Below are 12,227 nucleotides of genomic sequence, written 5' to 3'. Positions count from 1 at the left end.
GCCGGTTTTCGGTTGATGTGACCCACTCGCAGAACCGTTCCCAAACGTTGGCGCTTTCGCGGCGTTGGAGAGTTGTGGTCATTTGTTTATGATTGCTATTGATTTTTCGAGGTGCGCGGTAGTGTTTTTTCTACCTTAATATATAGATTACCCTCTATATTGAGTTTTGTAAAGTAATTTAATCAAAATTTTATTTTGTGCCGGCGAGCGGTTGGCCGGCTGCTTTTGAGAGAGGTTTAGGAATATGCCGGCCCAGATGCCAGATCGCGCTCGCCTTCATTGACTGGGAAATACTCTTTGGCTCAAAGCATTCAGCCCCCTCACCATCAGCCTCATCAGCTATATCTGACTCTGCGATTGCCCTGAAGCCCTCTGAGTGAATCACAAAAATATTTCTGACTAAGAACTGTAATGGGAAATACTCTTTGGCTCAAAGCATTCAGCCCCCTCATCATCAGCCTCATCAGCTATATCTGACTCTGCGATTGCCCTGAAGCACTCTGAGTGAATCACAAAAATATTTCTGACTAAGAATTGTAAGCAGCCAACAATTAATACAACTTGAGAATTCCAGCCTCACGAGCCGGTGCTTTAAAATTGTAAAATTAAGAGAGAGTAGATTCTCTCAAATTGTAAACTTTTTTAATTGCTTTCATGAATAAAGTAAAGTTGGATACACAAACCTTATTTTTATAACTATCATAATAATGAATGATCAAAGGTCAGGAGTAATTTTTATGTTTGCAAATCTTAAACTTAGAGGCCGTATATTTACAGGATTTTCAATTCCTGTAGTTTTGGGCCTTGGATTTACTGGACTGGTTTTCTTCACAGGTAGTCAACTTTTAGAAGTACTTAAACTAGCCGAAACAACGCAGGACATTGTTGTACAGACAGATATGATGGTTTTGAGAACTTCCATGATGGCTCGACAAATGAGGGGCTATCTACTCGTCAAATCTGAAGAACCTCTCAAAGAATTTAGAAAACAAAAGCAACTTTACGATGTGGCTGCTAAGGCTTCAAAGGAGCTGATGAAACAGCGAGAACAGCAACAAACTTTTGAAGAAATGAATCGCTTAGGCGAGCAATATTATGCCTTGTGCATAGAAACTTTTCGTTTAAAGGATGCCGGTCAGCACAATCAGGCGGTTAACCTTTACCTAAAAGAGTCTAAAGAAATAATAGACAAGCTTGATGACCTGGGTGATAGATTAAACCAAGACGAGCGAGAAATCTTAGAATACTATACCCGAAGTGCATCTAATGCTATCCAATTTTTGATCTTAGCGGCTGTGCTAACCGCACTGTTATCTTTTGTGCTTTCCAGCGCTGCTGCCTATCTAATCTGGGGAACCATTGCCAAAACGAATCGAACGATGAATCAAACAGCCAATACAATTGCCACTTCTTCAACACAAATTGCAGTGTCAGTAGAGCAACAGGAGCGCAATGCCTCACAGCAGGCAACTTCTGTGAATCAAACCACCAGCACCATGAATGAGCTAGGTTCCTCCTCAAGAGCAACTGTGCAACAAGCAGAGTCATCAGCCGAAACTGCGCGTCAAGTTTTAAAGTTAGCAGAATCATCCGTAGCCGGAGCCACTCAAGTATTAAACCTAGCAGAGAATGGAGCAACGGGAGCGCGTCAAGTTTTGTCTTTAGCAGAGGGGGGAACTCAGACTGTTGAGCGAACTTTAGAGGGAATATCAATTCTGAAAGACAAAGTTACCAACATTGCCGAACAAATTGGACGTTTGAATGAGCAGGCTCATCAAATTAGCAGCATTACGAATATCGTCAGCGATTTAGCCAACCAAACAAATATGCTAGCCCTTAACGCAGCAGTGGAAGCCGTACGGGCGGGACAACAGGGCAAAGGATTTGGTGTTGTCGCCACAGAAATTCGCAAATTAGCCGATCAAAGTAAAAAATCAGCAGATAAAATTAATGGCTTAGTTTTAGGGATTCAAACAGCTATTAATTCTACCGTTATCGCGACAGAAGAAGGACGGAAAACAGCTCAGGAAGGTATAAAACTTTCTCAAGAAACAGCGGAGGCGTTCAATCAAGTAACTCAAGCGATTAACGAAATTATTTTACAATCTTCTATGGGAGTAGCTGAAGCAATCAATACGATTGTTTTATACAATCAAAAAAACTCGCTGGAAGCGATGGAGAATGTAGTGGTAAACAATCAACAAATTTCTTTAACAGCTAGACAGCAAGCAGTTGCGATTGAACAAGTCATTGAGGCGATGAGTTCTCTCAATCAGGGAGCTGTGCAAACGGCTAGTGGGTTGGCTCAAACCAAAATAGGAATTCAAAAACTTAATGAAGCGGCTCAGAGTCTTAAAGCAGCGGCGTAAGAATTTTAGATTTAAGCTTACTTTGAATATTCATTATCTAAAATTTCCAGGTTAAAAGGAGGATAAACCGTTAATTAACATAAAATTAATCGGATAGGAAAAACTTCTAAAACCTACTTTAATCAATCAAGAAAATGTCAAAAGAATTAGCCAAAAAATCTACAAGGCTGACTCAAATATTGCCTTTAAGTTTGGGAACTATATTTGGTCTGATGCTACTCGGTGGATTAGCTTTTAAAATTAGTACAAACACTTTAGTTTCGTCGGTCGATTTGGTAACCCATACTTATCAAGTCAAAGAAGACTTGAAAGACTTGGAAAAGATTTTAATTGATGCTGAAACAGGACAACGAGGGTTTATTATCACAAATCAAGAGAATTTTTTAGATCCTTACAATCAGGCAAAGCAAAAGTTAAATACTCGATTTTCTAAAATTAAAAATTCCATAAAAGCTAATCCGAATCAACTCAAAAAACTCAGTGAGGTTAGAAAAATAGCCGATCAAAAAATGGATGATTTAGCTACCAATATATCTTTAAAAAGAACCGGCAAGGAAAAAGCCTTAAAAGCTTTAATTTTGTCGGAAAATAGCAAAAATATTATGAATAATTTTAGAGAAAAAACTGCTGAAATGATTGAAGCTGAAAATCAACTTTTAATCAAAAGGCAAAGAACAGCCAAACAAGCTGAGAAATGGGGAAACCTTACCTCTTTAGCAAGTCCTGTTGTGGGTATAATATTTTGCTCATTTATTTTATTTTTTACGACTCGACGAGTTGTACAGCCACTGGATGTAGTAGCAAGTTCAATCGCTAGGTCTTCTGGCGAAATTTCGCTTGCAGTCGAGCAACACGAACGGATTGCTCAGCAACAGGCTGCTTCGGTTAATCAAACCAGTACGACTATGAATGAATTAGGTGCATCCTCAAAAGCAACAGTTGAACAAGCCCAATCAGCGACAGAAAATGCGCGTCAGGTCTTCAGGTTAGCAGAATCATCAGTAGTAGGGGCTACACAGGTATTAAACCTTGCAGAAGATGGAACCACCGCAGCCCGTCAAGTTTTATATTTGGCAGAGGGAGGAACCCAAACAGTTGAGCGTACCTTAGAGGAAATATTTATCCTCAAAGAAAAAGTCAGCAAGATCAGTGAACAAATTGGGCGTTTGACCGAGCAAACGAATCAAATTGGCAGCATTACGAACATCGTCAGCGATTTAGCCAATCAAACAAATATGCTTGCTCTCAACGCGGCGGTGGAAGCTGTACGGGCGGGAGAACATGGTAAAGGATTTGGGGTGGTAGCCACAGAAATTCGTAAATTAGCCGACCAAAGTAAGAAATCAGCCGATAAAATTAATACCCTCATTTTTGGGATTCAGTCGGCAATCAGTTCCACAGTTATGGCCACGGAGGAAGGCCAAAAAACTGCTCAGGAAGGCATCAAACTGTCTCAAGAAACGACCAAGGCGTTTACGAATGTTACTCAAGCGATTAATGAGGTGATTTTAAAATCTTCTCAAGGAGTTGCTGAGGCAATCAATGATATTGTTTTGCACAATCAAACAACCGCGCTGGCGGCAATCGAGGATGTGGTAGTGAGCCTTCAACAAATTTCCCTGACTGCTAGAGAGCAAGCAAATGCTATTGAGCAAGTCGTTGATGCCATGAGCAGTTTAAATGAGGGAGCAGTTGAGACAGCCAGCGGCATCACGCAAACTAAAGTGGGGATTCAAAAGCTCAACGACGCTGCTTACGATCTCAAAGCAGTTGTGTAGGGATGATAGATTTTAAATAACTTTGGGGATCTAAAATCTATCATTCCCAAGTCATTTAACCGGGAGGCCATTTCATGTGGCGTCCACCCAGAATATGTAAATGCAGGTGATCAACTGTTTGGCCCCCATCATCGCCGTTGTTAATGACGAGGCGAAAACCATTACTTAAACCGGCCTCCTCGGCAACTCGCTTAGCAATTAACAGCAAATGCCCCATCAGCGCGTGATCTTCTGAGGTCGCATCAGCAAGTTTAGGAATCGGTTTCTTGGGAATTACCAGCAGGTGCACCGGCGCTTGCGGGTGAATGTCTTTGAAGGCAAGGCACAAGTCATCTTCATAAACAATATCCGCTGGAATTTCCTTACGAATAATTTTGCTGAAAATAGTTTCTGTGGTTTCACTCATGCAGATATTTCCTTGATTGTGCTATATGCCATCCTAAGGGCGTAAGGCATTTGAGTAAACTACTTTTTGTTAATAAAGATTGCGAAGATTTTGCTCAGTTGTGAGGGAGTGGGTAGAGAATGATAGCGTTATTATGAATGCTGGTGGTTGCCTAGCTCGTGATAAATGATTTGTGAGCTTTTTTAAAAAATACAAATTCCAGAACGATAATTTTTAGCAATTTCAGGAAGATTAAAGTGCTTGCGAGAGTTTGGAGTGCATCGCTGGTTGGCATCGACGCCGTTAAAGTAGGCGTAGAAGTTGATGTGTCGGGTGGCTTGCCGGGAATTGTGGTGGTGGGGCTGCCAGATACTGCAGTGCAAGAGTCGAAAGAAAGAGTCAAGGCGGCGCTGAAAAATGCCGGCTATGCCTTTCCAATGCGGCGAATTGTGATTAATTTAACACCGGCAGATTTACGAAAAGAAGGGCCAATCTTTGATCTACCGATTAGTGTGGGGATTTTAGCCGCTTCTGAGCAAATTAGTGCCGAGTTATTGGGAGATTATTTATTTTTGGGGGAAGTTTCCCTGGATGGCAGTTTGCGTCCCGTTGCCGGCGTGTTGCCCATTGCAGCGGCTGCCCAAAGGCTAGGGATCACCGGCTTGGTTGTGCCGGCGGCAAACGCCCAGGAAGCGGCGGTGGTGCAAGGGATATCGGTCTACGGGTGCAAGCATCTGGCTGAAGTGGCAGACTTGCTCAATAATCCAGAACGCTACGTGCCGGTGAAACTGGATGGGTTAAAAGAATTAGCGACAGCGCAATTTGCCGGCCCTGACTTAAAGGATGTTAAAGGTCAAGTCCACGCCCGCCGCGCCTTGGAAATTGCCGCTGCCGGTGGTCACAATCTCATCTTTGTCGGGCCACCGGGAAGCGGTAAAACGATGCTGGCACGACGGTTGCCAGGAATTTTGCCGCCGCTATCGTTTCAGGAAGCCCTGGAAGTCACGCAAATTCATTCAGTTGCCGGTCTTTTAAAAAATAGAGGTTCCCTCGTCAGCGATCGCCCCTTCCGCAGCCCCCACCACTCCGCCTCTGGCCCTTCCCTCGTCGGCGGCGGCAGTTTCCCAAGACCTGGAGAAATCTCTCTCGCCCACCGGGGGATCTTATTTCTCGATGAGTTAACCGAGTTTAAACGCGATGTTTTGGAATTTCTGCGCCAGCCATTAGAAGATGGTTACGTTACAATCTCGCGTACACGGCAATCTGTGAGTTTTCCCGCGCAATTTACCTTAGTTGCCAGTACAAATCCCTGCCCGTGCGGCTATTTTGGCGATTCAATTCAGGCTTGTACGTGTACGCCCCGGCACCGAGAGCAATACTGGGCAAAGCTTTCTGGGCCTTTGATGGATCGCATTGACTTGCAAGTGGCGGTCAACCGGCTCAAACCTGAAGAAATTACGCGCCAACCCACAGGTGAGGAATCTGCGCCAGTGCGAGATCGGGTGAGGGCAGCACGGGAACGCACCCGTGATCGCTTTAAAGAAGACCGAACGGTGGGTTGCAATGCCGAAATGCAGTCACAGCATTTGCGCCGGTGGTGTCAGCTAGAAGATGCTAGCCGGAATTTATTAGAAGGCGCAATTCGTAAGTTAGGTCTTTCGGCGCGGGCAACTGACCGCATCCTGAAAGTGGCAAGAACAATTGCAGATTTGGCGGGGGATGAGAACTTGCAAACTCCCCATGTAGCTGAAGCAATTCAATATCGCACAATTGACCGAATGCAGTGAGAGTGAGTGCTGAGGGCTGAGTTTTAAACCGGCTCTTGATAGTAAGTGAAAGAGTCTGTTTTGGTATGAGATATTCTTGTAAGCCGGTAAAAATAAAAAGCATCACGCTTGTTGTCAAATGTGATGCTTTAGTTTTTCCAAATAAAAGTGAATTAAAAAACTTCACCTTTAGCAAATTTGAGCAGAGTTAACTTCAACTTGCTCCGCCAAAACCCTGGCAATTAAAACCGGCTCCAATAAATTTGGAGGATACCCAACCTGCTAATTGCTGCTCACCATTGGGTAATTCCGCCCTCGTAATATACAACCAGTGCCAAGCCTCTGTATTAATTGGGGCGCTGTTTCTTCTCGCCACCCGGACTTTTGCGCCTTTGGGGATGCTGCCGATCACCGGGTAAACTACCCCCGGCCCCTCTCGAACCGCTAGAGGGGTAGTTTGGGTTGTGACATTCGCACAGTAGTCCGCAATTAAAACCGGCTCTGGACTGCCGTTTTGACCGGCTACAGCACCCGTCCCCAAACCCATCACAGCCAATGAAAGCCCTGCTGCTAATGTTAAGGATTTTCTCAACTGATTCATCTTTCTTAATTGTTACTCGCTAAGGTTCCAAATTTAGCCGGCACCCATATTGTCTTTGAGTTTGCATAATCTTACTCAAACAATTTTTAAATCCCTCTATTCTTTAACTTTTTTTCCCATTGTTCTTTTGTACAATACCAGCCATAGCTAGGGACGCTTTCTCGATTTTGGATGTTTTAGAATGATGGGCGAGTCGCTTGTTTAGGTTTTGATAGTTTAGAAGCTTGGATTTTCAACTAATAGCAATTTCCTCAACCAAACTTTTTATTGTTGAAAATAATGCAAATTCACAGCAAAATCTGTTCGGATAGCATCCGTTTAATCATTTTATTTTCCTCACTCCGGGCGGTAGCCGGCCTACCGCCGATTTGACGTTGAGCTTTAGCCGGCAGTCTCACCATCGCCCCCGGATGATTCTGATGTGAGCGATACCCGACCGGCACCTGTTTTTTTTCTGCGTTCCTGGGGCACCGTCTCAGATTCTAAGGCAGACGAGGACACTGCGATCTCAGATAGATTACGAGAAGTGTGCAAGCGGAAACCCATTTGTTGCAGGTAATCCCACCCCCTTTGCATTGCTACAGGTCGGTCTATTTGAGTGGAGATCCACTCGGCCACTTTCCGGCTATTCCATAACCCACCATCAGGGGCCGGCCCATGCAAAGCTTGCCACAATTGAGCTTGCTGATCCTCAGACAGCAACGGTTCGCCACCCGGATTTTCGTGCCGGCGATCTCCGAGTCCTTCTGGCCCAAGTTGGTTGTAGCGGCGAACAATTTTGCGAATCCAATCCAAGCTATAACCCGTTACCTGCGCGACTTCTTGGGTCGTTTTTCCAGAAGCCAACAGCCACACAATTTGATAATGACTGCGTTCGACGGGATCTTTAGCTTGGCGGTATCGCGTTTCGAGTTCAGTTGCGTTGAGGAGCGGTTGAATGATTACACGTTTAGGCATATTTGCGAATCGCACCTTCAGTGATGTAATGAGTTTACAGAAATTAGCGGGAAATCTAAAATCTCAATACTTTATGCCGGTGGAGCGCAGACTGCAGGGCAACTCACCGTTGCCATATAATCAGGGGCAAGCTCGAAAATGTGGTCTGAGCCTGAAAATCCTATAACGGTTAATTAAAAGCTGATTTGCTGATCAGCAAGCTTTGCGCTCAACAAGATTAAGGAGGAAACGTTAACTGTGGACATTATCGAGATTCTTCAGCAAGACTATCAAAGATTTCCCCTTGACCAAACTTACAGTATTTATGATAAAAATGTTTACTTTAAAGATCCGCTTAACGAGTTCCGTGGTGTGGAACGCTACCGGCTGATGATCGGTTTTATCAAGACTTGGTTTATTGATACCCAAATGGATGTGCACGATATGCAGCGTGCCGGTGACACGATTGAAACCCGCTGGACACTTAGCTTTAACGCGCCGGTTCCCTGGAAACCCCGGATCGCCATTCCCGGTAAGAGTGAGTTAAAACTCAACGCTGAAGAATTGATTATTTCTCACATTGATTATTGGAACTGTTCGCGCCTTGATGTTGTAAAGCAGTTGTGGCCAGGAAAATCCGCTAAGGTTAATTAATGTAAAAACTTCTCAGGAGTAATTTGACTGGGATCTGTGAATTGAGGGGTTAATCACTCAACAAATTGCGAGTGCAGATGGAAAATGGAGGAGTGATGCCGCATCCACCGGCACCGAGGAACGCAAAATTCCTAAATGCCTAACAGGGATTGAAATCACCCTTCAGCCAGACCTGTTGCCGGCGAAAACCCGCTAAATTAAATAAATGTAAATAATTCTCAGGCGGGGTTAAACGATTCATGCGCGTAATATTGATGACCGGCAAAGGAGGCGTAGGCAAAACCTCCGTAGCAGCGGCTACAGGCTTGCGTTGTGCTGAACTCGGCTATAGAACCCTTGTGCTGAGTACCGATCCTGCTCACTCCTTGGCAGACAGTTTTGACCTAGAACTGGGCCACGAGCCGCAACTGGTGCGCCCCAACTTGTGGGGGGCAGAACTCGATGCGCTGATGGAGTTAGAAAGCAATTGGGGTGCGGTGAAGCGTTACATCACCCAAGTTCTGCAAGCGCGAGGACTTGATGGCGTCCAGGCTGAAGAGTTGGCCATTTTACCGGGCATGGATGAGATTTTTGGCCTAGTCCGGATGAAGCGTCATTACGACGAGGGTGAATTTGATGTGCTGATCATTGACTCAGCACCCACCGGCACAGCATTGAGATTGCTGAGTTTACCGGAAGTCAGCGGCTGGTATATGCGCCGGTTTTATCGCCCACTGCAACAAATGTCAGTTGTGCTGCGCCCTTTGGTTGAACCGTTTTTTAAACCTCTTGCCGGTTTTTCCCTGCCTGACAGAGAGGTGATGGATGCGCCTTATGAGTTTTATGAACAAATTGAAGCACTAGAAAAAGTTCTCACAGATAATACTCAAACATCTGTGCGCTTAGTCACCAATCCAGAGAAAATGGTGATTAAAGAGTCACTTCGTGCTCATGCCTATTTAAGTCTTTATAACGTCGGCACAGATTTAGTCGTAGCAAACCGGATTATTCCTGAATCTGTAACCGATCCTTTCTTTCAGCGCTGGAAAGAAAACCAGCAGCAATACCGGCACGAAATTCACGAGAATTTTCACCCGCTGCCGGTTAAAGAAGTTCCCCTTTATTCCGAAGAAATGTGCGGCTTAGCTGCCTTAGATCGCCTGAAAGAAACGCTGTATGCGGATGAAGATCCGACTCAGGTTTACTACAAAGAAACCACCCTGAGAGTGGTACAAGAGAATAATCAATACAGCTTAGAGCTTTACTTGCCTGGAATTCCTAAAGATCAAGTTCAACTGAATAAGACGGGGGATGAATTAAATATCCGAATTGGCAACCACCGGCGCAATTTAGTGCTGCCGCAAGCATTGGCTGCCCTGCAGCCTGCCGGTGCCAAAATGGAAGATGATTATCTCAAGATTCGCTTTACTGAGGTGGCAAAGGTTTAGCCGGCGAAGTGAAAGGGTGTATGAGTTTTAAACTGGGCGCTTCTATTGCCGCATTTTACACAGGGAAACCGGCTGGAGGAAAGTTTTTAAAAGGGGCACCTGTGTTTGCGGCGGGGGCGCTGGTGGTGTGGGATGTAGATATTCTCCAGCAAGAAGTTGTGAGAGTTTATCGCATTAATCATTTTAGCTTATTACACCAGCGCTTAACTCATTTGTGTTTATCTGAGGTAAAAAAATCGGATTCAGGCAAATTGACTAATTTTTCATTTTGACTCAACTGTAATATTCCAAGCATCTAAAGTAATCCCAACCGTTTGCTCAAGCAAAGTCAGGGCATTTAAATAATCAATTTTAGCGGCTAACTCTGCATTTCTTGCTTGCGCTAAATCATTTTGAAAATTGACAATATTAATAATATTTGATCTTCCGAATTTCAGCTTTTCTTGTTCTATACTCAGTTGCTTTTCAGATAACTCTCTAGCGCGTTGGGCAAGTTCCACTTGTTTGAGCTTCAAGTTAACATCTCTGACTCTATCCGTTACTTGAATTTCTAAACTTTCTCTTACATCATTCAAGTTATTTTCAGCTTGAAGCCGGTTAACTCGACTTCGCTGATACCTTTGTTCGACTGTTAAATCGCCAAATTCTCGGCTGAAAGTCAAGCCGGCTCTCACGTCTGTTGTTTTATCGACTCCTGTATTTGCGACATTGCCATAGGTTGCATTAAAATCTAAATTCCACTTTCGATCATTTTCTGCGACTAAAAGCACAAATTTAGAGATATCTACAGCAAGTGCTGAGCGTAAAAAACTGGGATTGTTGGTAAAAGCAAGTTGGTTTAAATTTTTTACATCCGGCGGTGTTGCAGGTAACGAAGAAGGTTCGGCTGCTAAAATATTGGTATTTCGCTCAATGTCGAGAATTTGAATCAGTGCCAATCTTGCGCCATCACGATCATTCTCAGCAGCTAATAAACTGACTTGTCGGCTGGCAACATTTGTCTCACTGGGAAAAATATCCACTGGCGCAACTCTGCCGGCATTAATTAATACCTGTAAGTTTTCCAATTGCTGTTGAGCAATTTCTAGAGAAACTCTTTCGATTTTAACGCGCTCCTGAGCTTGTAGTAAGCTTCTGTAAGCTAAAATAGCATCGGTTATAATATCGATCAATGTTGCTTTTAAAAATAAAATATTAGCTTGTTCATTCAAACGAGCAATATCTATAGAAGCTCGGTTAACTTCAACGCCAAATCCCCTTAAAAGCGGTTGATTAAAATTGAGCTGGAGATTTTGCCCAAGTCTGCCGCCATCATTGAAATCATTATCAAAGTTATTCGCTGTTAAAGCGCGTCCCGTGCCATTCCAGCCAAAACTCAAGTTTCCACCGGCAGGAAGGGTAACAGAAACCGTTGCCCCCACATCCAAACCGCCTGATTTGCTTGTGCCGGCACCCACCCTTTGACGATCTAATGCGATGGAAATTGTGGGGGTAAAGTTCGGGACAAACTTATCTTCTTCAACAACTAAATCTTGTCTTTGTACAATTCTTTCTAAATAAGCGTTTTTAATATCTCGATTATTCTGCAAAGCCAAAATTACAATATCAGAAACCGTTAAAAGAATCCCCTGCCCGTCTGTAACGGATGGTTGTTGTGCCGGTTCTTGTTTCGTTTCAGTCTGTAAATCCGCTCTTTTTTTACTTTCCAAATTATTTGTCGGTGAAATGGAGCTAAATGTTGGCAAGGGAGACTGCTGAAATTGGGTGGAAATTTTTGCAGGGAAATTCAGGGATTGAGAACGATTTACAGAGGCTAAAGTATTAATCGGCTTTTTCCATCCAAATTTTTTTATCTGACTTAAAGAATTATTCTTACCTGTTTTTAATGCAAAATTTTGATAATTTGAAGGTTGAAGTGCCGACGCAGGTAGAGCAATTGGTTGCTTCTGGTGAACGTTAGGAAGTGGAGGATTATTTTGAGTTGAGATTTGAGAAGATATTAACCGCTGATTGTTTTTAACTTGAACAGGGTTAATCTTTGCAGAGGTTGCCGGCTCAACTAATTTACCTTTAGCAGTCGCTTTGACAGTTAAAAAAGGTTTAAGTGCAAAAGCTAGAATACAAACCCAGCCCACAGTAGAACTCACGAGTGTGAGAATGCGAAACATTCTGTCTGGAGTGAAGGGAAATGAACGCTGTTTGGGATCTGGCTCGTTGGAGGTAGGATGCGGGGGTTGATACATAAGCGCAAGAGTGTTTTTTTTTACCCGCAGATGGGTTAAGGGTTGAGGTGATTTAGTTTGTATTTTTA

General features: G+C 43.8%; 11 protein-coding genes. 6 read left to right on the top strand and 5 right to left on the bottom strand.

Features of this window, described 5'->3' with window-relative positions:
- Positions 1 to 190: 190 nt before the first annotated feature.
- Complete coding sequence (locus tag H6F73_RS01610; protein ID WP_190757061.1) at positions 191 to 385, bottom strand: hypothetical protein; 195 nt, start codon at positions 383 to 385, stop codon at positions 191 to 193.
- 322 nt (positions 386 to 707) lie between these two features.
- Here H6F73_RS01610 and H6F73_RS01605 point away from each other — a divergent pair, with 322 nt between their 5' ends.
- Both H6F73_RS01605 and H6F73_RS01600 read left to right on the top strand, forming a co-directional pair.
- Entirely contained in the window at positions 708 to 2,369 is a 1,662-nt protein-coding gene (locus H6F73_RS01605; RefSeq protein ID WP_347239448.1) for a methyl-accepting chemotaxis protein, read from the top strand.
- 134 nt (positions 2,370 to 2,503) lie between these two features.
- On the top strand, positions 2,504 to 4,147 hold the full coding sequence (locus tag H6F73_RS01600) for a CHASE3 domain-containing protein (RefSeq protein ID WP_190757059.1): 1,644 nt from the start codon (positions 2,504 to 2,506) through the stop codon (positions 4,145 to 4,147).
- Between the two features lie 55 nt (positions 4,148 to 4,202).
- Here the strand turns inward: H6F73_RS01600 and H6F73_RS01595 are convergent, their stop codons facing one another.
- Positions 4,203 to 4,553 carry a histidine triad nucleotide-binding protein gene (locus H6F73_RS01595; RefSeq protein ID WP_190757058.1) on the bottom strand — a complete coding sequence of 117 codons (351 nt, stop codon included), beginning with the start codon at positions 4,551 to 4,553 and terminating at the stop codon, positions 4,203 to 4,205.
- Between the two features lie 236 nt (positions 4,554 to 4,789).
- On the opposite strand from H6F73_RS01595, the gene H6F73_RS01590 reads away from it, so the two are divergent.
- A complete protein-coding gene (locus H6F73_RS01590; RefSeq protein WP_190757057.1) occupies positions 4,790 to 6,319 on the top strand; it encodes a YifB family Mg chelatase-like AAA ATPase in 1,530 nt (509 codons plus the stop codon).
- 193 nt (positions 6,320 to 6,512) lie between these two features.
- On the opposite strand, the gene H6F73_RS01585 is transcribed toward H6F73_RS01590, so the two are convergent.
- The gene (locus tag H6F73_RS01585; RefSeq protein ID WP_190757056.1) at positions 6,513 to 6,899 is read right to left on the bottom strand and encodes an SH3 domain-containing protein; all 387 of its coding nucleotides are present in this window, start codon (positions 6,897 to 6,899) and stop codon (positions 6,513 to 6,515) included.
- Between the two features lie 381 nt (positions 6,900 to 7,280).
- Complete coding sequence (locus H6F73_RS01580; protein WP_190757055.1) at positions 7,281 to 7,856, bottom strand: helix-turn-helix domain-containing protein; 576 nt, start codon at positions 7,854 to 7,856, stop codon at positions 7,281 to 7,283.
- A gap of 237 nt (positions 7,857 to 8,093) precedes the next feature.
- On the opposite strand from H6F73_RS01580, the gene H6F73_RS01575 reads away from it, so the two are divergent.
- The 3 genes from H6F73_RS01575 (at position 8,094) to H6F73_RS25855 (ending at position 10,188) form a co-directional block, all read left to right on the top strand.
- A complete protein-coding gene (locus H6F73_RS01575; RefSeq protein ID WP_190757054.1) occupies positions 8,094 to 8,489 on the top strand; it encodes a DUF2358 domain-containing protein in 396 nt (131 codons plus the stop codon).
- A gap of 239 nt (positions 8,490 to 8,728) precedes the next feature.
- Positions 8,729 to 9,916, top strand: a complete 1,188-nt coding sequence (locus H6F73_RS01570; RefSeq protein WP_190670807.1) for a TRC40/GET3/ArsA family transport-energizing ATPase — start codon at positions 8,729 to 8,731, stop codon at positions 9,914 to 9,916.
- A 20-nt stretch (positions 9,917 to 9,936) separates the two neighbouring features.
- Complete coding sequence (locus H6F73_RS25855) at positions 9,937 to 10,188, top strand: hypothetical protein (RefSeq protein WP_199330353.1); 252 nt, start codon at positions 9,937 to 9,939, stop codon at positions 10,186 to 10,188.
- Here the strand turns inward: H6F73_RS25855 and H6F73_RS01560 are convergent.
- Positions 10,180 to 12,159, bottom strand: a complete 1,980-nt coding sequence (locus H6F73_RS01560; RefSeq protein WP_190757053.1) for a TolC family protein — start codon at positions 12,157 to 12,159, stop codon at positions 10,180 to 10,182. The genes H6F73_RS25855 and H6F73_RS01560 overlap by 9 nt on opposite strands.
- Positions 12,160 to 12,227: the final 68 nt, after the last annotated feature.

It is taken from the genome of Microcoleus sp. FACHB-68, assembly GCF_014695715.1.
Taxonomy (GTDB): domain Bacteria; phylum Cyanobacteriota; class Cyanobacteriia; order Cyanobacteriales; family Oscillatoriaceae; genus FACHB-68.
The sequence above is the reverse complement of the archived record's forward strand: the minus strand, read 5'-3'. Positions and strand labels throughout refer to the sequence as shown.